The organism is Terrabacter sp. 2TAF16 (assembly GCF_052115065.1).
In the GTDB taxonomy this organism is placed as follows: Bacteria; Actinomycetota; Actinomycetes; order Actinomycetales; family Dermatophilaceae; genus Terrabacter.
The window spans coordinates 213,220-233,674 of record NZ_JBFRFZ010000002.1 but is presented as its reverse complement, the minus strand read 5'-3'; the positions used below and the strand labels follow the sequence as shown (position 1 = coordinate 233,674).

The 20,455-nt window shown below is 72.9% G+C and carries 16 protein-coding genes; 6 read left to right on the top strand and 10 right to left on the bottom strand.

The features are described 5' to 3' along the window. The first annotated feature begins 107 nt into the window (after positions 1–107). Positions 108–1,775, top strand: coding sequence for a sigma factor-like helix-turn-helix DNA-binding protein (locus AB4Z14_RS03225; protein ID WP_442273907.1), 1,668 nt, complete (start codon positions 108–110; stop codon positions 1,773–1,775). A 24-nt stretch (positions 1,776–1,799) separates the two neighbouring features. Here the strand turns inward: AB4Z14_RS03225 and AB4Z14_RS03220 are convergent, their stop codons facing one another. Genes AB4Z14_RS03220 through AB4Z14_RS03205 form a run of 4 tightly spaced genes read right to left on the bottom strand, consistent with a single transcriptional unit; the run spans position 1,800 to position 4,282 of the window. Next, entirely contained in the window at positions 1,800–2,015 is a 216-nt protein-coding gene (locus AB4Z14_RS03220) for a hypothetical protein (RefSeq protein ID WP_056778315.1), read from the bottom strand. Between the two features lie 30 nt (positions 2,016–2,045). Continuing rightward, positions 2,046–2,399 (bottom strand): hypothetical protein, encoded by a 354-nt coding sequence (locus tag AB4Z14_RS03215; RefSeq protein ID WP_442273906.1) that lies wholly within the window; start codon positions 2,397–2,399, stop codon positions 2,046–2,048. Positions 2,400–2,450: 51 nt separating this feature from the next. After that, complete coding sequence (locus AB4Z14_RS03210; RefSeq protein WP_442273905.1) at positions 2,451–3,161, bottom strand: NUDIX hydrolase; 711 nt, start codon at positions 3,159–3,161, stop codon at positions 2,451–2,453. Beyond that, positions 3,158–4,282 carry a glycosyltransferase gene (locus AB4Z14_RS03205; RefSeq protein WP_442273904.1) on the bottom strand — a complete coding sequence of 375 codons (1,125 nt, stop codon included), beginning with the start codon at positions 4,280–4,282 and terminating at the stop codon, positions 3,158–3,160. The genes AB4Z14_RS03210 and AB4Z14_RS03205 overlap by 4 nt, the downstream gene beginning before the upstream one ends. A gap of 35 nt (positions 4,283–4,317) precedes the next feature. Here AB4Z14_RS03205 and AB4Z14_RS03200 point away from each other — a divergent pair, with 35 nt between their 5' ends. The 3 genes from AB4Z14_RS03200 to AB4Z14_RS03190 all read left to right on the top strand — a co-directional run bounded on the left by AB4Z14_RS03200 (position 4,318) and on the right by AB4Z14_RS03190 (position 9,463). After that, positions 4,318–5,139, top strand: coding sequence for a PIG-L deacetylase family protein (locus AB4Z14_RS03200; RefSeq protein WP_442273903.1), 822 nt, complete (start codon positions 4,318–4,320; stop codon positions 5,137–5,139). A 175-nt stretch (positions 5,140–5,314) separates the two neighbouring features. Then, positions 5,315–7,651, top strand: coding sequence for a heavy metal translocating P-type ATPase (locus AB4Z14_RS03195; protein WP_442273902.1), 2,337 nt, complete (start codon positions 5,315–5,317; stop codon positions 7,649–7,651). Positions 7,652–7,786: 135 nt separating this feature from the next. Beyond that, a complete protein-coding gene (locus tag AB4Z14_RS03190) occupies positions 7,787–9,463 on the top strand; it encodes a long-chain-fatty-acid--CoA ligase (protein WP_442273901.1) in 1,677 nt (558 codons plus the stop codon). A gap of 44 nt (positions 9,464–9,507) precedes the next feature. Here AB4Z14_RS03190 and AB4Z14_RS03185 read toward each other — a convergent pair whose 3' ends face one another. Beyond that, the gene (locus AB4Z14_RS03185) at positions 9,508–12,189 is read right to left on the bottom strand and encodes an asparagine synthase-related protein (RefSeq protein WP_442273900.1); all 2,682 of its coding nucleotides are present in this window, start codon (positions 12,187–12,189) and stop codon (positions 9,508–9,510) included. 161 nt (positions 12,190–12,350) lie between these two features. Here AB4Z14_RS03185 and AB4Z14_RS03180 point away from each other — a divergent pair, with 161 nt between their 5' ends. Further along, positions 12,351–12,830 (top strand): hypothetical protein, encoded by a 480-nt coding sequence (locus AB4Z14_RS03180; protein ID WP_442273899.1) that lies wholly within the window; start codon positions 12,351–12,353, stop codon positions 12,828–12,830. Positions 12,831–12,912: 82 nt separating this feature from the next. Here AB4Z14_RS03180 and AB4Z14_RS03175 read toward each other — a convergent pair whose 3' ends face one another. The 5 genes from AB4Z14_RS03175 to AB4Z14_RS03155 all read right to left on the bottom strand — a co-directional run bounded on the left by AB4Z14_RS03175 (position 12,913) and on the right by AB4Z14_RS03155 (position 19,561). Then, positions 12,913–13,461 (bottom strand): hypothetical protein, encoded by a 549-nt coding sequence (locus AB4Z14_RS03175; protein ID WP_442273898.1) that lies wholly within the window; start codon positions 13,459–13,461, stop codon positions 12,913–12,915. 170 nt (positions 13,462–13,631) lie between these two features. Then, complete coding sequence (locus AB4Z14_RS03170; RefSeq protein ID WP_442273897.1) at positions 13,632–16,295, bottom strand: PKD domain-containing protein; 2,664 nt, start codon at positions 16,293–16,295, stop codon at positions 13,632–13,634. A 498-nt stretch (positions 16,296–16,793) separates the two neighbouring features. Further along, positions 16,794–18,392, bottom strand: a complete 1,599-nt coding sequence (gene guaA, locus AB4Z14_RS03165; RefSeq protein WP_442273896.1) for a glutamine-hydrolyzing GMP synthase — start codon at positions 18,390–18,392, stop codon at positions 16,794–16,796. A gap of 9 nt (positions 18,393–18,401) precedes the next feature. After that, positions 18,402–18,797, bottom strand: coding sequence for a DUF3817 domain-containing protein (locus tag AB4Z14_RS03160; RefSeq protein WP_442273895.1), 396 nt, complete (start codon positions 18,795–18,797; stop codon positions 18,402–18,404). Continuing rightward, positions 18,794–19,561, bottom strand: a complete 768-nt coding sequence (locus AB4Z14_RS03155) for an SURF1 family protein (protein WP_442273894.1) — start codon at positions 19,559–19,561, stop codon at positions 18,794–18,796. Before AB4Z14_RS03155 ends, AB4Z14_RS03160 begins: the two co-directional genes overlap by 4 nt. A 71-nt stretch (positions 19,562–19,632) precedes the next feature. On the opposite strand from AB4Z14_RS03155, the gene AB4Z14_RS03150 reads away from it, so the two are divergent. After that, complete coding sequence (locus AB4Z14_RS03150) at positions 19,633–20,304, top strand: hypothetical protein (protein WP_442273893.1); 672 nt, start codon at positions 19,633–19,635, stop codon at positions 20,302–20,304. Positions 20,305–20,455: the final 151 nt, after the last annotated feature.

The window sequence follows — 20,455 nt, the reverse complement described above, 5'->3', positions numbered from 1 at the left end:
TTCGAGGCACCGCCTCAGCGGGCGGCCCCTGTCGCGGGAGTCGCCCTGCGTCCATCCTTGGAGGAGGAGGAGGAGGAGGAGGAGGAGGAGGAGGAGGAGGAGGACGCATGCGCGAGACCGACGCCGACTTCGCCGCCTGGGCACGAGCACGGCAGCTGCGACTGCTCCGCGCCACCTTCCTCGTCAGCGGCGACCCGAAGCGGGTCGAGCGCCTCGTCCTCTCGGCCCTCACGAGCCTGGCCCTGCACTGGCACCACGTCCGTCAGGGCGACCCCGACGCGTACGTCCGGACGCGCGTGCAGCACTCAGCCGTGGCCGCGGCCGAGCTTGACCTGCACGCCGACCGCATCCCGAGCGAGCTGCCGCCGCCCCTGCGTGACCTGACGCCGCGCGAACGGGCCGTTCTCGTGCTGCGCTGGTACGAGGGCCGGTCGGTGGACGACACCGCGGAGGTCGTCGGACGCTCGCCGGAGAGGGTGCGCCGGGCCGAGCGTCGGGCGCGAGCGGCTCTCGCGCCGGGGGCACAGCGTCCGCTGACGGACGACGAGGTCACCGCGGCCCTGGAGGCCGCGGTCGCCGGCGTCCGCGAGGTCGACCTGGCAGAGCGCGCCTGGCACGACGCGCTGCTGCACCGGGCGACGACGCGGCGCCGTGCCGCCACGGCCGTCGCCGCGGCCGCGCTCGTCATCGGGGGCGCCACCCTGGCCAGCCGCGACCCCGTCATCACCGCTGCCTCGGCACCGTCGCCCGTCAGTCTCACGCGGGTGCCACTGCTCCAGCAGGCCGTGTGGCACACCACCTCCGGCGGTCTGAGATACGTCGTCGCCCCGACGGCCGGCGCTGAGGCCGACCGGCCGGTCCTCGACGTGGGGATGCCCGCCGTCATCGACCCCGGGCGGCCGCATCACCTGGCCAGCGGACCGCGACCCACCGGCCTGGGCGCCTTCGGCGACGCCGTCTACCTCGAGCGGCGCGCACCCGGGCGCTGGGTGCCCGTGCTCCTCTACGGCGACGGAGAGCTGCTCACCCTCGACACCGTCGTGCTGACGGACGTCCGCACTGCCTCAGGGCAGATCCACCCGCCGCTCGGCATCTGGGCCTTCTCGGGCGACAAGACGGCGCTCGCCTTCGCCCAGCCCGGCAAGGTCGTCGTCTTCGACGTGGGCACCCGCCAGGTGCACACCGTGGCCGTCCCGTCCCGCACGCTCGAGTGGGCGGCCTGGCGGGGCAACCACCTGCTGGCCGGGTCGGCCGTGGGGCTGTGGTCGCCCGGCGTCGCGCCGAGCCGGCCCGGGCCAGAGCCGCCGCGACGGCCGGGCGCGCGTGAGTTCCGGGTCGAGGGCGGCCGCACCGTCCTCGACGAGCACGCCCCCGACGTGGGCACGCGCCCGCAAACCGTCGGCTGGCCGAGGATCACACCGGCGGGCGAGACCGTCTCCGACGCAAGGCAGTTCGCATCCGCGTTCAGACTCGCCGCAGGCGGTCCGAGCGACGTGGAGGCCGTGAGGCCTCGACAGGTCATCGTCGCGACGAACAGCCTCGGCCGCGACCGCATGCTCGTCTTCGGCGAGGAGCAGCCGCGAGCGGCGGACTGCTGCTCCGTGTTGGGCTGGACCGTGCGCGGCGACGTCGTCTACGTGTCGGACGCTCCCAGCGGGACGTGGATCATGGCGTGGAACGTCGAGACCGGCGTCGTGCGCCGGGTGTCGCACTTCCTCACCTCGCACGACGTGCCACCGGTCATCGCCCTCGGCGCACGTTTCACCGTTGGCTAGGAGGCCGCGAGCCCGTGCGGGCGCTCAGGCGCCACCGGGCACGACGGCCAGCAGCAGGGTGGCGAACCACGTCAAGCCACCGACGGCGAGCAGGAACCAACCGATGACGGCCATGTTGCCTGCGCCCTCGGCCCGGGACGCGCGGGCGCGTCGGCGCCCGACGACCACCAGCACGAGGCCCACCGTCAGCCAGACCAGGCCGATGAGCAGACCAGCGAGAACGCCTGCGCTCCAACGCATCTCAGCAACCCTCCGGGTGCGGAGCCCTGGTCACCAGAGGGCGGCGACGAGCACGTTGACGACCGCAGCGCCGCCCGCGATGTCGAGCAGTTTGCCGGTGTCCTGGCCCTTGCGGCCGCGGGCGGCGCCGATCTCGGCGGCGACGAGCACGACGAGGGCGATGACGAGCTTGACGGCGATCTTCGTGTTGTTGACCGTGTGGTCGTCGTCCTTGATCGCCGAGGCGATGCCGACGAGCGCGAGGCCGGTGACGAGCTGTGCGCGGGCGCCCCAGACGATCGGGGCGATGACGGTGCGGCCGCTGCGGACGGCGATCCAGCCTCCGACGACCGCGGCCATGCCGAGCAGGTGGAGGGCGACGAGGAGGTTGTAGACGAGGTCCATGGCCGACATCCTACGGAGCGTCGTACGTGGCGCGAGCCGGCCCCTCCCCGGCTAGGACCCCGGCTCACCCGCCAGCTCGTGCAGGGCGGCCAGCAATCGCCACGAGGACGTCAGGCGGTAGTCGGCGATCCGGTCGTACGGCACCCATCGTGCGTCGGACGTCGTGCCCCCGATGTCGTGGATGAGGATGTCCGTGGGCTCGGGACACGCTGCGGCGTAGACGATCCGGACGGCGTGGAAGTCCTCGAGCACACCCGACGGCGCACGCCCCACCCAGTGCTGCGACTGGACCGTGAGCAGCGCGCCGAGCTCGATGCGCTGCCCCGTCTCCTCCCACACCTCACGGTGGACCCCCTCGACGGGCGACTCCCCGTCGTCGAGGCCACCGCCGGGCAGCCCCCAGTCCCCCGACACGTGGGTCTGGGCGTTGAACTGCGTCAGCAGCAGGCCGCGTCCGCTCGTCACGACGGCGTACGCCGCGACCCGCTGGTAGGGCTCGCCCACCTCGTCGTCGCCGACCCCCGCGTCCCGGCGCACCGCCTCGGCCGGAGGGCGTATGCCGTCCAGCTCGCGCACGCGGTAGCCGACCTCGAGCGCCCCGTCGTCCGCCACCGTCGCGAAGACCGGGTCCTCGACGAGCCAGCCGGCCGCGCCGAGCACGACATCGGGGTGCTCGCCGTGGCCCAGTCGCGCCTCGGCCACACGCGTGCCATCGCCCCGGACCCCGACGACGCGAAGGCCGCCCGGGACGTTGGTCCTCATCGCCGCACCAGCCCGACGGCCCGCTCGTACTCCGACACGGCGAGCGCCGCGACGCGCGCCCACTCCTGCTCGGGCGGGTGCGTTACGTTCCACCGTCGCAGGCGGTCGACCTCGCCGACGTCCTTGGCCAGTCGGGCGATCGCACCAGACATCTCCGAGTCACTCGACACGACGAGGCCGTTCACCCCGTCGGTGACGAACTCGCCCACCCCGGAACCGGATCGCCCGATGACCGGCAGGCCCACCGTCCGCGCCTCGAGGGCTGCGATCCCGAACGACTCGAGACGGGCCGGCGACAGGTAGACGTCCGCGGCGGCATACCTCTCGCGCAGCTCGTCGCGCGACACGCGCCCCGGCAGCGACACCCAGTCGAGCCCACGGTCTCGCACGAGGGCCTCGACCTTGCGCCGGTCGGGCCCCTCCCCCAGCACCGTCAGCGACACCGAGCCCGGACCGGCCACCCGCTCGGCCTCCGCGACGAGCTCGACGAGCGCCGCGGGACGCTTGCGGGCTGCGAGGCGCATCGCGGTCACGAGACGCAGCGGGCCCGGCTCGCGCGTGACGGGACCGACGGCCCAGCGCGCCACGTCGATGCCGTTCGGCAGCACTCCCACCGTCGCCTCCGGTCCGACGAGCCGACGCAGCGGCTCGGCGGCCACGTCGGACACGGCCGACATCGCGACCCCGCGCGCGGCCCAGCGCCGCACGAAGCGGGCCGCGTCGAAGACCGGCGCCATCCCGGCGAGCATGCAGTGCCACGTCATCGCGGTCGGCAGTCCCAGGCCCACGGTGACCCGGGTGCAGTCCCACGCGAAGGGCGAGACGACGCCGGTCTGCACGTGGGCCACGTCGAAACCCCCGGCCACGAGCCGTCGGCGCAGCTCGGCCGGGGCGAACGGGTTGATCGGCAGCTCCCACGGCATCCGGGCCGCGAGCCGGTGCACCGGCACACCGTCGACGACCGTGACTGCGCCGTGCATCTCCCCCTCGGCGCCACGGGTCGCCGTGAAGACCTCGACCTCGTGCCCGGCCGCCTGCAGGTGCTGCGCGAGGTCGTGCGTCTGGACCTCAATCCCGCCCAGTCGGGGCAGGTAACAGTCGGACAGGAGCGCCACCTTCACGGAAGACACTGTGCCATGGGCCAAGATGGGTGACTGTGCCGCACACGCTCCTCGCCTTCCACGCGCACCCCGACGACGAGGCCCTGCTGACCTCGGGGACGATGGCGCGCGCCGCCGCGGAGGGCCACCGGGTCGTCGTCGTCGTCGCGACGGACGGCGAGCTCGGCCTGGCCTCCACCGACTTCACCGGCGAGGGGACGCTCGCCGCCACCCGGATGGACGAGCTGCGCGCGAGCGCCCAGGCCCTCGGCGTCGCCCGCGTCGAGCACCTCGGCTACGCCGACAGCGGCCTCGGCCCCGAGGTGGCACCGGACCCGCCGGGCGCGACGCGCTTCGTCCGCGCCGACGTCGAGGAGGCGGCCCAGCGCCTCGCCGCGATCCTCCGCGAGGAGCGCGTCGACGTCCTGCTCCACTACGAGCCCAACGGCGGCTACGGACACCCGGACCACCAGCAGGTCCACGTCGTCGGCACGCGCGCCGCCGAGCTCGCAGGCACCCCGAAGGTGCTCGAGGCGACGGTCCCGCGCGACACGATCTGCCGCGCCATCGACCTCGCGGCGAAGGTCTACCGCTTCCCGCCGGAGTTCGACCGGTCGAGCTTCGACCGCGCCTTCTCGGCGCGCAGCGAGATCACCCACCGGATCAGCGTCCGCCGGCACATCGCGGCCAAGCGTGCCTCGATGCGCGCCCACGCCTCGCAGGCCAGTGCCGACGGCGGCGCCGACCGCACCCTGGCCGCCTTCCTGCGGATCCCCCGCCCTCTCTACGACCTCGTCTTCGGCCGCGAGTGGTTCGTCGACCGCTCCGCGCGCCCCGACGATCCGATCCGCCGTGACGTCTTCGACGGGCTCGCCTGACCCGGTTCGTGGCCTCTCGACGCGGCCGCACCCGCAGAACATGGCCCCTCGACGCGGGCGCACCCGCAGAACGTGGCCTCTCGACGCGAGCGCACCCGCAGAACGTGGCCTCTCGACGGTGTGATGCCTGTCCCGAACGCGGTCTGCGCGGTCGCGGGCGGCGGATCATGGAGGTGTGACCTGGTGGCGCGGCCGCTCCCCGGCGGTCTTCTTCGTCGCGTCGGCCGCCTTGCTGGCCGGCGGCGCGCTCGCCGCCCTGTCGGGGAGGGAGGAGCTGTCCGGCGCCCTCTGGGTGGCGGCCACCGTGCTCGGACTCGCGCTCTCGGTCCTCTGGACGGTGCGGTCCGTCGCCGAGCGCCGCGCCACGGTCGACGTCATCGCCGTCCTGGCTCTGGCGGGTGCGCTCTGGGTCGGTGAGGAGTTCGCGGGCGCCATGGTCACCCTGATGCTCGCGAGCGGTCGCCTGCTCGAGGCCCGGGCCGCCGCACGGGCCGACCGGGAGCTGCGCCTGCTCGTCGAGCGCACGCCGCGGACGGCCCGGCGGCGCACGGGTGCCGGCGTGGACCGCATACCGGTTGAGGAGGTGTCCCCGGGTGACGTGCTCGTCGTCGGGACGGGCGAGGTCGTGCCGGTCGACGGCCGGCTGCTCGCGGCCGGCACGTTCGACGAGTCGGCGCTGACGGGCGAGCCGATGCCCGTCGAGCGCCCGAACGGGGACGACGTGCGCAGCGGGGTCGTCAACGCCGGGCCTCCGGTCGACGTCGTGGCCACCTCGTCAGCCTCCGAGTCGACCTACGCGAACGTCGTGCGACTCGTCGAGCAGGCGCAGGCGACCTCGGCCCCCTTCGTCCGGACGGCCGACCGTTTCGCGGTGCTCTTCGTCCCGTTGACGCTCGCGCTGGCCGGTGCCGCCTGGGCCCTGGCCGGGTCCCCGCTGCGGGCCGTCGCGGTGCTCGTCGTGGCAACCCCGTGCCCGTTGCTGCTCGCCGCTCCGGTGGCGATCATGTCGGGCCTGTCCCGGGCCTCGCGGATCGGCGTCGTCGTCAAGGGCGGCGCCGCCCTGGAGGCTCTCGCGGCCGGTGAGGTCGTGCTCTTCGACAAGACCGGCACCCTCACCCACGGTCGGCCCGAGCTCACGGCCGTCGTCGTCGCCCCGGGCGCCCCGCCCGCCGCGGAGGTGCTGCGCCTCGCGGCCTCGCTCGACCAGGTCTCGCCCCACCCGCTCGCGAGCGCCCTCGTCGGTGCTGCTCGGACCCGCGGCCTCGACCTCGTGCTCCCGACGGCCGTCCACGAGGTGCACGGCTACGGCCTCGAGGGTCGGGTCGGCACGACGGTGGTCCGTCTCGGCAAGGCCCGGTGGATCGTCGGTGACGATCCGGCGTGGCTGCGCCAGGTGCGCCGCCGGGCCGCGCTCGACGGGTGCCTCACGGTCTTCGTCGCCGTCGACGGCGCCCCGGCCGGCGCGTTCCTGCTCGACGACCCGGTGCGGGCGGATGCGCCCCGGATGGTCTCGGCCCTGCGCGAGGTCGGGATCCGGCGGACCGTCCTGCTCTCCGGCGACCGTGCCGACATCGCCGAGACGGTCGGCCGGATCGTCGGCGTCGACGCCGTTCTCGCCGACCGCGACCCCGCCGACAAGCTCGCGGCCATCCGCGACGAGTCGGCCACCGCGCGCACCATCATGGTCGGGGACGGCGTCAACGACGCGCCCGCCCTCGCGGCCGCCGGGGTCGGGGTCGCCCTCGCCGCCCGTGGCGCGACGGCGTCGTCGGAGGCTGCTGACGTCGTGCTGACGGTCGACCGGGTCGACGCCGTCGCCGACGCCATCCTCATCGCGCGCCGGTCCCGCCGGGTCGCGTTGGAGGCCGTCGTGGTCGGGATGGGTCTCTCGCTCGTGGCCATGGTCGCCGCAGCGGCCGGCCTGCTGCCGCCGGCGGCGGGTGCGGTGCTCCAGGAGGGCATCGACGTCCTCGCGATCGGCATCGCCCTGCGTGCCCTGCTCCCGACCCCGCTGCACAGCGTCCCCATGTCCGCCGAGGACGTCGCCACGGCGCGCCGCCTGCGCGAGGGTCACGACGTCGCCATCGCCGCCGTCGAGCAGGTCCGGGCCGTCGCCGACGGCCTGCACACCCACGCCTGCGACCTCGCTCCCGTGCGCGCGCTCCTCGACCGGCTCGAGGCCGAGCTGCTCCCCCACGAGCGGGACGACGAGGCAGAGCTCATGCCCCTCGTGGCCCGGGCTCTCGGCGGCTCGGCCACGACGACCATGCGGCGGACGCACGCGGAGATCGAGCACCAGGTGTCGCGGCTGCGCCGCCTGCTCGACGGGATCGAGCCCGGCTCCGTCGCCCCCGAGGACGTCACCGAGCTGAGGCGGCTGCTCTACGGCCTCTACGCCGTCTGCCGCCTCCACAACAGCCAGGAGGAGGAGGGCGCCTTCGCGCTCGTCCCAGCAGGCCCTCTCGTCACCGCACCTGCCCGACGGGGCGGTCGGCACCGGGCACCCGGCTGACGGGGGTGGGCTCCCCCTGACCCTGCCGTCGGCGTATGCCGTGTGCCCGGGACGGGCCCGTCCGTGCAGTCCCGCCGCCCACGCCATACTGGTCGTGCCGCACTGCGCGGCAGCACCACCGGAGCGGAGGCTCGGATGACGGCGGGACTGGAGCACACGTGGGTCGCCCACTACGCCAAGGGTGTTCCGGCCGAGATCGAGCCACCTGACTCCTCACTCGTCGACCTGCTGACCGGAGCCGTGACCACCTACGGCGACCGTCCGGCGCTCGAGTTCTTCGGCGCCGAGCTGTCCTACTCCGAGCTCGGGCGCCAGGTCGACGTGGCGGCCGAGGGCCTGCGCCGGCTCGGCGTCCGTCCGGGCGACCGGGTGGCGCTCGTCCTGCCGAACTGCCCCGAGCACATCGTCGCGTTCTACGCCGTGCTCCGGCTCGGAGCCGTCGTCGTCGAGCACAACCCCCTCTACACCCCGACCGAGATGGCCCACCAGTTCGGTGACCACGGTGCGACCGTCGCCATCGCGTGGGACCGGATGGCCACGACGATCACCGCACTCCCCGGTGTCGAGCACGTCGTCGCCGTCGACATCACCGCGTCGATGCCCTGGACGAAGCGCCTCGCCCTGCGGCTGCCGGTCGCCCGGGCCCGGGCGCTGCGCGCGCAGCTCACGGGACCGGCTCCGGGCACGACCCCGTGGTCCGACGTCGTGAGGCACGGCCCGCTCGCCCCGTCGACCCCAGGGCCGACCGTGGACGACCTCGCCGCGATCCAGTACACGAGCGGCACGACCGGCGTCCCCAAGGGCGCGATGCTCAGCCACGGCAATCTCATGGCCAACGCCGCGCAGGGACGTGCCTGGGTGCCCGGCCTCACGCCGGGTCAGGAGGTCGTCTATGCCGTGCTGCCGATGTTCCATGCCTACGGGCTCACCTTGTGCCTCACCTTTGCGATGAGCATGGGGGCTCGCCTCGTGCTCTTCCCTCGGTTCGACGTCGACCTCGTGCTCACCGCCGCGAAGAAGCACCCACCGACGTTCCTGCCTGCTGTGCCACCCATCTACGAGCGCCTCGCCACCGCCGCCCGAGAGCGCGGGATCGACCTGACGGCAACGCGGTTCGCGATCTCCGGCGCCATGGCGCTGCCCCGCGAGACGCTCGAGCTGTGGGAGGACGTGACGGGCGGGCTGCTCGTCGAGGGCTACGGCCTCACCGAGACCTCGCCCGTGGCGCTCGGCAACCCCATCGGCAGCGACCGCCGGCCCGGCGCGGTGGGCGTGCCCTTCCCGAGCACCGACATCCGCGTCGTCGACCCCGAGGACCCGACCCGGGACCGCGCGCCCGGAGAGCGCGGCGAGCTGCTCATCCGCGGGCCGCAGGTCTTCGGCGGCTACTGGGGCCGGCCGGAGGAGACCGCAGCGGCCCTGCTCGACGGCGGCTGGTTCCGCACCGGTGACATCGTCGTCGTCGACCCCGACGGCTTCGTCTCGGTCGTCGACCGCATCAAGGAGATCATCATCACCGGCGGCTTCAACGTCATGCCGTCGGAGGTCGAGGCCGTGCTCCGAACGGTCCCCGGCATCACCGATGCCGCGGTCGTCGGGCTGCCCAAGCACGACGGCAGCGAGGACGTCGTGGCGGCCGTGACGACCGAGCCGGGCGTCGAGCTCGTCGTCGAGGACGTGCGCGCCCGCTGCCGGGCGGACCTCGCCGCCTACAAGGTGCCGCGCCGCGTCGTCGTCGTCGACGAGCTGCCCCGCTCGCAGATCGGCAAGGTCCTCCGCAAGCAGGTGCGCGACTCGCTCATCGAGAGCTGACGCTCGGCACCCAAGCCACCGGGCGGCATACGCCCGAAAGGTCTTCAGCGAGAAGGCGCCTCGAAGACGATGGCCATCGGCGTCTGCTCGGATCCCTGTCCCAGCGGGTTGTCGGCGAACATCAGCTCGTAGCGCTCCTTGGGTCCCGGCGCGTCCTTGCCGAGGACGTTGCGGCCGATGTCGTTGGCGTCCATGACGACCGTGCCGCCGAACGTGTCGCGGTAGGCCTCGGGTACCCGCGCGCGGATGGCCGCCGAGAGGTGTGCGGCCACGTCGTCAGGGTCCTTGGGACCGAGCTTGGCCGACACGTTGGCCGGGTAGACGGAGTACTCGGTCGGACCGTCGATGGCACGGATGTCACCGCCGACGAGGTCGTAGAACAGGCCCCGCTTGCCGAGCACCTTGCCGACGGCACCGCCCGCGGAGGCGAAGAGCACCCGCGGCAGGCCGGCCTCCTCGATGGCGAGCTGCATGGTGAAGGGTGAGCCGAGGCCGATGCCGGCCGGGGTGCGCGTGACATAGCGGCTGAGCAACCGCGCCGGGCGGCCGACCTTGATGTCCCAGATGAAGTACGAGCGACCCTGGGTGATGGCGACGATCTTCTCGGAGATGAAGAAGTACCACCGCCCGCTGGTGGCGGACGCGTGCTCGGGGCCGACGTCGGGCAGGCCGGAGAAGAAGCGCTCGACGTAACCGAGCGTCTTGGCCTCGAGGTCGTCCTCGCGGGCGTAGAGCTCGGTGCGCAACGGGTAGCGGCGGACCGCGGTGCCGTCCTCCGTGACGAGGTCGAGCTGCTTGCGGGCGTTCGGCTCGTAGTCGGTCTTGACGTGCTCGGCCTGACCGGGGTCCTCCGGCTCGCGCTCGTCGAAGAACTCCTGGAGCCAGAGCTCGAGGTTGAGCATGCGCCAGACGGTCATCGAGTCGATCGAGTTCGTGCCCTTGATCCAGCCCTCGAAGGCGTGCAGCACCGCCGTCTGGTCGAAGTAGGGCCGGTTGGCGAAGGACTCGGAGAGGAACTCGCCGTAGATGTGGTTCTTGAGGCGCATGAACCACTCGCCCTGCGGCGTCGTCGCGCCGACCTTGTCGCGACGGTCGAGGACGGAGTCCGGCAGCAGTCCCCGCATCGCGTCGCGGAGCACACGCTTGCCGACGCCGTCCTTGACGAGGGCGTCGTCGGCGAGGCCGAAGACGAACCGCACGAGGTCGCGGTCGACGAACGGCATCCGCACGGCGACCCCGAAGGCTCGGGCGTTCTTGTCGGTGTAGCGCAGTCGGGCCGGCAGCGAACCGGTGAAGACGTCGTCGACGAGACGGGCCCGCAGGTCGGCCTTCTCGACGTCATAGCCCTCGGCAGCGTGGGCGCGCGCGAAGTCCGCGTCGAGCAACGAGGCCACCGGCACGTCCTTGCGGCCGTGCAGCCGGTCGCCGATGAGCGGCCGGCCCCGCCGGTAGAGCACGTCGAGCGAGCGCCCGAGCTCCGAGGCGGCGCCCACCGCGCTGAGGTGACGCAGCTCGCGCAGGTGGATCAGGTGGTGCGGACCGAAGCCGGCCAGGGTCTCGTCGCCGCCGTGTCCGTCGAGGACCACGCTGTCGGTCTCGGACGCCTCGCGCAGCACGCGGTACTGCGTGTAGGCACCGGTCGAGACGAGCGGCTCCTCCTGGGTGCGCACGAGGTCGCGGAGGTCCTGCTTGAACTCGGTCGGCGTCGGTTCGATGCGGTGCTCCTGCACCCGCCCGTCCAGCGCTGCCACGACGGCGTCGACGTGCTCGACCTCGTCGTTGCGCGAACCGGGGTAGATGGCGGACCACGTGTCCTGGACGGCATCGGCGGCCGAGCGACCGGACTCGTGCTCGACGACGTCGAGCAGCGCCGCGATGGCGGCCGAGTCGAGGCCACCGGACAGGGCCGTGCCGACCCGCCCCGACGACGTGGCGCGGCGCCGTACGGCCGCCGTCAGCAGGGTGCGGAACTCGGCGGCGACCGCCGGGGAGTATGCCCGGGGGGCCTTCCCCAGCGCGGCCAGCTCCTCGCGGAGCCGCGTGTAGGGACGACGCTCGAGCCCTCCCGGCACGTCGGCGCCCAGGGTGACGACCTCGCCCGCGCCGACGCGCTCGATCCCGGCGAAGAACGTGGACCGGCCGTCGTCGTGGACGCGGAAGCGCAGGTAGCGGTAGATGGTGCGGTCATCGGGACGACGCTCGTGCAGGCCGCTCTCGAGGATGCCGCGGATCTCGCTCGCGACGAGCCACCCGTCACCGGCCCGGGCGAGGTAGAGCGGACGCACGCCGAAGTGGTCTCGCGCCAGCGTCATCCGCCGGGTGTCACGGTCCCAGACCGCGAGCGCGAAGGCGCCGTCGAGCCGGTCGAGGCCGTCGGTGCCCCACTCGGTGAAGGCTGCGAGGACGACCTCCGCGTCGCTGCCCACGCCGAAGTCGTGACCGAGGGTGTCGAGGTCGGCGCGCAGCTCGGCGCGGTTGTAGAGCTCGCCGTCGAGGGCGAGGGTGAACCGTCCACCGCGGGCCACCGCGAGCCTCGCGACGCCCTGCCCGCCGTCGTCCTCGGCGGTCACGCCCGGGCGCGCCTCCCGCACCCCGACGCCGGCGTCACCGTCCCGCGCGGTCGCCGCATCGCCCGAGCCCGGATGCGTCGCGATCAGTCGGTCGAGCAGTCGGTCGAGCTGGGCCTCGTCGGCGTGGACACCCAGGTGTCCGGCGATTCCGCACATGAGGTCAACCCTAGACGGGCGGGGACCGGCCCCGCCCACCCACCGCCGGCGGCGACGCGCGGCTTTCCGAGCAGTTCTCTTGTGAAGTGAACCGGATCACGTCGGGTGAGCGTCGTCCAGAAAGGGAGCACCCAAGGCACCTCAACCACAAGGAGCACGACATGCACGGACCGACCCGCACCGCCACCCTCGTCGCCGGCGCCGTCCTCGGCATCTCCGCGCTCGTGGCACCCGCCGCATCCGCGAGCGACGGCCACTCGAGCAGCTCAGGCCACACGATCCTGCACTCTGACCTGATGGGCAGCATGCCCGACGGTCCGACGATCGCGATGGTTCCCCCGGCCCCGTTCGCCTGGGTCGTCGACGAGGGCTTCGCCCGCGTTCGTGAGGACGGCCGAGTCCGCGTCCGTGTCGAGGGCCTCGTCATCCCTGGCGTCGGCACCGGCACGGTGACCTCGATCAGCGCCTCCGTGGTCTGCAACGACATGGTCGTCGGCACGACGGGGACCGCGACCCTGGACATGGAAGGTGACGCCCGACTGGACGGCATGGTCATGCTTCCGAAGTACTGCCACATGCCGAGGGTCCTGGTGAACCCCAACGGGAACACGGCCCGCTACATCGCCGCCACCGGCCTCTGATCTCCGGCACGAGCTTTCACCGATCCTCACGGCCGACGGCCGACCCGGTGCCACCGCGCACCGGGCCGGCCGTCGCTGACCGTCAGTCCTCGACGCTGAACGGCGTCGTCGGCACGGTGAGGCTGCCGCCGGCGCTGCTACGGATCGTCACCCACCCCGGGTCGCTGCGCTCGTAGGCGAAGACGGTGCCGCCGTAGCGCTGCCCGCGGCCGTTGCCGACGTCCCCGATGAGCGAGCCGTCCGGCCGGTAGGCGCGCAGGTGCGCGGCCGGGTCCGAGCTCCTCGCGCTGATGAGCAGCTGTCCACCCTGGCTCTTCGTCGCATTGGTCCAGCACTTGCCGACCTCGATCCGGTCGACGTGGCCGCCACGGGTCGAGGACGTGGCGTCCCGGGCCGGGGCCTGCGAGGCGGTGGCCGTGGCCGGTGCGGGCCCGGCGTCCACGGGACCTGCCACGCGACCTGCCACGCGACCTGTCACGGAGGACAGCCCCGCCGCGGAGCTCGCCGCGGGGGCGGCGCCGTGCGCGTCGGGCCCGGCCCCACACCCCGAGAGGACTCCGCCCGCGAGCAGGACCGCGACGCCTGCCCCGACGAGCCGAAGGGTCCGAGTGGGCATCGGTCGACGTGACATCGGGTCCTCCTCGTCGTGAACGGGGCCCGGTGGGCCGCCTCTCCGGGGAGATGGAGGCGGCCCACCGGGTTCGCCGCCGGGGCCGGAGGTGCGGGTCCGACCCCGGCGGTACCTGCGGTGAGCTGTCGGTGTCGGGGGGTGCGACCCCGACAGCCACCGTTGACGGCGCCCTACTGCCGGATCTTGTCGAGCCTCGACGGGGCGCTGGTGCCGATCACCGCTCCTGCGGTGTTGAGCGACTTCACCGTCAGGGGCGCCTGTGCACACGGAGTGGCGTACACGCCACCCAGGTTGCAGGCCGGGGCGGGTGCCCCGACGGCCGTGACGGTGAACGAGCCGGGCGCGACGAGCGAGACCGTGAGGTTCGCAGCACCCAGGGTGGCGGGGTCGAACATCGTGCCCGACTCCGTGAGGTACGGCAGGAGCACCATGCTGCTGACCGTCGTGTCCGTCGACGTCGCGGTCACGATCAGCCGCTGCTTGGACGTCCGGTACTCGACCGGGGTCAGCGTGACGTTCGTCGGCACCGAGGCCGTGACGGTCACCGTGACCGACGTGGCCGGCGAGGACCCGTTGGCGTTCGTCGCCGTGACGCCGAAGATGTACGTCCCCGCGACGGTGGGCGTGAACTTCAGCTGCGACGTGCCCGTGGCCGTTGCCGCCGACGGCGTCTGGCTCAGGGCCGGGTTGGCCGGGCCCGACGTCTGGCTCCACACCCAGGTGGGCGCCGGCAGCGAGCTGCTCGAGGCCGTCAGGGTCACGAGGTTGCCCGCCGTCACCGTCTGGTTCTGGATGGGGGCGATGGTCGGCTTCGGCGCGGCCTGGACGACGATCGTCGTGGCGGCCGAGGCGACGCCGCAGGCGTTCGAGACGGTGAACGTCAGGTGGTAGGTGCCGGCCGCGAGTCCCGTCGCGTTGAACGTCGGGGTCGTGGTGCCGGCACCGGTGAGCGCACCGCCCAGGTTCGTGCCTCCGGCCGAGGTCCCGGCCGTCCACCGGAGCGTGACCGGGGTGGAGGCACCGGCGGTGACGCTGCCGGACAGCGGGATGGTCCCACCGTTGGCGACGGAGTACGGAGCACCGTTGATCGTCGGCACGGCACACACGACGGCCGGTGCCGCCACGCTGCTCGGCCACGGGCTCAGGACGCCTGCCTGGACGCCGGTGAGCGACGAGTACCCGCCGTACGCGAGGAACGGGATCGAGTTGAAGTTGTTCTCCGGCACCGGGGAGCCGGGGACGTTCTCCGGGAAGATGTACTCACCGATCGGGGCGTGGTACTGGCCGTAGTAGATCCCGTTGGCCGCGGTCTTGGCACTCGTGGTGCCGGGGACCTGGCTGCGGGGGTTCGCGTCCAGGGTGCCCGGGACGAACTCGGACAGCCCGTCGACGACGGCGCGGACCTCACGCGTGGGCGGGATGAACTGCCCGGCCGGAGGAGGCGTGCAGGCCTTCTGGGTGGGGACCGTCGCGGTGCACGGCGGCCGGAACCGCCAGCGTCCTCGCACCGCTCCGCCGGGAGGACCGGGGTCGGGCATGATCGTGCCCCACTCACGGTCGCTCGTGGCGCCGGTGGCCGGGTTGACGTCGATGCCGTAGAGACGGACCATCCGGCTCTCGTCCGTGGTCATGCCCTCGAACCTCGTTCGCACGGCTGCCTCACCGGCACCGAAGATCGTCAGGCCACCGGTGCCGAGGATCGACACGTCGACGGACACGTAGGCGGGGTCGACACCCGGCTGGGTGTAGATGCCCAGGCTGGCCACGATGGTGTGGGCGGAGATGTACTGGCCACCGTTGGCGCCACCGTCCTGCACGAGGTTGCCGGCGAACGTCACGTAGTCACCGATCTCGAACGGCGCCTGCTTGCGCGGGTCGGCGCACGTTCCGCGGGCGCACGTGTTGGCGTCGACGTCGGACGGCGCGTCCATCCGGAACATCGTGTATGCCGCGCCCACCGCAGGCAGCGCCGGCTGGGGGGTGATGCCCGAGGTGTCGGTCCCGGTGTAGACGGGCCGGTTGGTCTGCGGGCACTCGGCGTCGTCGTTCGTCGTCGTCGGCGCGGTGCGCGGGATGCACATCGGGAACCCGGTCTCGGCGAGGATCGTCGGGTTGTCCTGGTCGACCTGGAAGCGGTCGTCCGGCGACATCGCACGTCCATAGCGTCCGGACGTCGTCGACCCGGCGATGGCCGGGTCGTTGATCCGCACGCGCGTGCCGGTGCCGGCGACGCCCGGCGTGCCACCGACCTCCATCTCGCCGGTGGAGTAGTTGAGGTAGTTCACGTAGCCGGCCCCGTTGTTGAGGTCCTGCTCGGAGATGTCGACCATGCCGGCGATGTAGCGGTCACCGCTGCCGTTGATGACGCGGTTGCCGACGACGTGCACCTCGTACGTCGTGAGCGGCTTCGGGCTGTCGCCCAGGGCCATGCCGGTCTGCGTGGGGCCGTACGGCGCCGGTGCGTGGGTGAAGAGCTCCTGCCACGTCAGAGCGCTGGCCGGGAGGATGACGATCGTCTCCTTGGGGACGACGACCGTGTGACCGTTCAGCGTCAGCGTGCCACCCGAGTGCGGGTCGGCCGCCGAGTCGAGGGTCGCGGACTGCAGGAAGCCAGTGATGTCGAACTGCGTGCTCGAGGCCACCACGGGGTTGATCGCCGGAGCGACCAGCGGGGTGGCGGCGCCGTGCGCGGCGTTGCTCGCGACCGGGGCCAGGCCCGCCGCGAGTGCGATGGCGGCCGCGGCCGAGAGCAGTCGGCGCCGTCGGACACCGCCTCCCGGGTCGGGTCCGCCGACGTGGCGCTTCGAGAGCGCACCCCCCAGTTGACTAGACATCTCCGTCCTCCATCCATCTCCTGCTGCGTTGACTGGCATTGACATGGGGTGACCGGCCCTGGTCAGGGCTCCGCGACCGATCCCACGGGTCGGGGCGGCACGGTGCCCGGGTGTCGGCTCCCGGGTCCGGGGTGCGCGTGGCGGCGGCATCGCGCCGGCGGGGTCCGTGGACGTCGGTGACGGTCAAGCCGGTCGGGCCAGCACAGCGGCGAGCGGTCGCCGGTCGATCCGTTGCCGGACGAGCGTCACATCGACTCATCACGATCCCCCCTCAAGGACTTGCGTCCATCGTGGGAGCGTCGACACCGAGGGGCATGCGCCACGGTGGGGGGTGACACTCCCCGAGAATTGGGGGGCGACGGTCTGGGGTTATCCCGACGGGCGACACCCGGAAGTGCTACGCGCGACGCCAGGCGAGGTCACGGCCCGGGATGCGACGAGGGCGGCTCCGACCGTCAGGTCGGGGCCGCCCTCGTCGGGTCGTCCGGTCTCAGCGGGTCACTCCCACTCGATGGTGCCCGGCGGCTTGCTCGTGACGTCGAGGACGACGCGGTTGACCTCTTCGACCTCGTTGGTGATGCGGGTCGAGATCGTCGCGAGCACGTCGTAGGGCGCCCGGGCCCAGTCGGCCGTCATGGCGTCCTCCGACGCCACGGGGCGCAGCACGACGGGGTGGCCGTAGGTGCGGCCGTCACCCTGGACGCCGACCGAACGGACGTCGGCGAGGAGCACGACCGGGCACTGCCAGATGTCGCGGTCGAGGCCCGCCCGCGTCAGCTCCTCGCGGGCGATGGCGTCGGCGCGGCGCAGGATCGCGAGGCGCTCGGCGTCGACGGCGCCGATGATCCGGATGCCGAGGCCGGGGCCGGGGAACGGCTGGCGCCACACGATGACCTCGGGCACGCCCAGCTCGAGACCGACCTGCCGCACCTCGTCCTTGAAGAGGGTGCGGAGCGGCTCGATGAGCGAGAACTGGAGGTCGTCGGGCAGGCCGCCGACGTTGTGGTGGCTCTTGATGTTGGCTGCCCCCTCACCGCCGCCGGACTCGACGACGTCGGGGTAGAGCGTGCCTTGGACGAGCCACTTGACGGGGTGCTCCTCGTCGCCGCGGTCGTGCACGACGTCGCGCGCGGCCTGCTCGAAGACGCGGATGAACTGCTCGCCGATGATCTTGCGCTTCGTCTCGGGGTCGGTGACCCCGGCGAGCGCCTCGAGGAAGCGCTCACGGGCGTCGACGACGACGAGGTCGACACCGGTGGCCTGGACGAAGTCCTGCTCGACCTGCTCGGCCTCGCCCTCACGGAGGAGCCCGTGGTCGACGAAGACGCAGGTCAGCTGGTCGCCGACGGCCTTCTGCACCAAGGCTGCCGCGACGGAGGAGTCGACTCCGCCGGACAGGGCGCAGAGGACGCGGTCCTCGCCGACCTGCTCGCGGATCGTCGACACGAGGTCGTCGACGACGTGACCGGGCGTCCAGTCGGGTGCGATGCCCGCGCCCTTCCAGAGGAAGTTCTCGAGGACGCGCTGGCCCTGCTCGGAGTGGAGCACCTCGGGGTGCCACTGGACGCCGTAGAGGCGTCGGTCGTCGTCCTCGAAGGCGGCGACCGGCGTGCCCGCGGTCGTGGCCGTGACCGCGAAACCCTCGGGAGCGGCGCTGACGGAGTCACCGTGCGACATCCAGACGGTCTGGCTCGGCGGCTGGCCGGCGAAGAGCGTCGACTCGACGTCGCTGATCGCGGCGTCGGTCTTGCCGTACTCACGGGCTCCGGTGCGGGCCACGGTGCCGCCGAGAGCCTGGGCCATCGACTGGAAGCCGTAGCACATGCCGAAGACCGGGACACCGGCCTCGAGCAGCGCCGGGTCGAGGCGCGGGGCGCCGTCCTCGTAGACCGAGCTCGGGCCGCCGGACAGGATGATCGCGGCCGGCTCCCTGGCGAGCAGGTCGACCACGGCCATCGAGTGGGGCACGACCTCGCTGTAGACCTGCGCCTCACGGACGCGCCGCGCGATCAGCTGGGCGTACTGGGCGCCGAAGTCGACGACGAGGACGGGGTGGCTCTGGAGGTCGGTCGGCTCGTTCGGCACGGCGTCAGTCACGCGCCAAGACTATCGGCCCGCTGAGGGCTCCTCCGACGACGTCCCGTCGCCCGCGACGTAGGCGCGCGAGAGCAACGCCTCGGTCTGGACGGTGTTGCGCCGCTCGGCGATCCACGGGACCACCGGAACGAAGCCGGCGAGGAGGTTCTTGACGATGCGCACCGGGCCCCACGCGGCCTTGAGGCCGAGGTTGGCGACCGACACGGCATACGCGAAGTAGATGATCCCGTGGATCGGGCTCCAGTACTCCGTGAGGACGTTCGTCTGCTTGAAGACGTACTTCATGACCATCTCGAGGATGAGCACGAAGAGGGCGATGCCGGCGACCGTCGCGAGGACCCGGTAGATCGACAGCGCCGAGCGGATCTGCTGCGGCTTGGCCAGGGTCTGGGGGTACGTGCTCACGTCGTCGCGCCTTCTCTCGGTGCAGCGACGGGCTCGTCCGCCTGCTGCTCTGCTCGGAACATCTTCCACCACATCCAGATCGCGAAGATCCCGAAGACCCACCACTGGACCGCGTAGGCCGCGTTGCGCAGGTTGAGCGGGGCATCGAGCGGGGGCGGCGGGACGCGGCTCAGACCGGCGGCCGCGAGCGGGGTGCCCACCGTGCGCCCGGCGGACTCCGCCGACGCCAGCACGACGACGTTGTAGAGGTCGCCGGGCCACTCGTTGACGAGCGAGGCGAGGTCGACCGAGCGCACCTGCGGCGCGGGCAGCGGGGCGCCGTCGCGAGGCGACTCCCCCGGGCCCAGCGTGCCCGTCACCGTGACGACACCGGTGGGGGGCGCCGGCACGGACGCCGGCGTGCCGTCGACGAAGCCGCGCAGCACCGGGACGGTGCCGGCCGCGGTCTCGAGCGGCGTCACGACCCACGAGCCGACCCGGCCGTCGAGCCGACGGTCGACGACGAGCAGGCTGCGCCCAGCGGCATACGTCCCCGTCACGGTGACGGCGCGGTTGGAGTAGTCGCTCTTGAAGTCGCTGTGCGGCGCGGTCACCTGCTCCAGGGGCGCACGCTCGAGCGTCGACGCCGCGGCCACGGCGTCCTGGCGACCGGAGTCGCGGGCCACGCCGAGCTGCCACAGGCCGAGCAGGACGCAGGCGGCGACGACGACGGCCAGGGCGGCGAGCATGCCGACCCAGCGAGGGGTGAGCAGGCGCCGGAACACGCCCCAAGGGTAGGTCACCTTCCCGGCTCGGACCTGACCCGGGGCGTCCATCCGTGCCAGACTCCTGCGCCATGTCCTCGTTGCGCCGACGCCGAGCAGGTATGCCGGGAGTCGCGGTCGTCGTCCCCGCCATCCTCGCCGTGGCGTCCCTGCTCGCCTCGTGCGGCGCCACCGACATCCCGACGCCGCGACGCACGGTCACCGTCACCGTCGACGCGCCGAGCACGGCGCCGGCCGGCACGCCGGCAGCGACGACGACCCAGGTGGCGACCAGCGCGCCGACGTCGACGGATGTCCCGACGGCCCTCGCGGTCGGCAGGCTGCGCGGCGCACCCAGGTCGTTCGACGAGGCCAAGGCGCGCCTCGACGCCGCCCGCCCCGCGGCCTCCGTGAGCGACCGCTTCCGCAGCCCGAGCGGCAACATCGTGTGCCGCCGCAGCACCGACTCCGGCCTGGCCGCGTGCGAGGTGGAGAAGGGTCGGATCGACCCACCGCTGCCCTCGATCTGCCCGGCCGGTGGACCGTCGGACATCGGCCGCATCGAGCTCGGACCGAAGGGCGCGCTGCCGGTGTGCAACTCCGACACGATCCGCACGGGCGGCGATCCCGAGCTCGGCTACGGCTCACGCACCCCACCGTCAGGGACGACCGCCTGTCTCAGCGAGAGCTTCGGCGTGACGTGCATCGACGAGTCGAGCCGGCACGGCTTCTTCCTGGCCCGCGACACGTTCACCACCTTCTGAGGCGCCGACGCCCAGAAGGCACAAGCGGGCGCAGACGTCGACGAACGCGTACCGACCTCACGAACGGGCGTCACGACGGGACGTCCCGGCGACGCGGTTCGGAGCGGTCCTGATCCGCAGCTGACGGGGAGGGCCCCGCCGACCAGTGGTC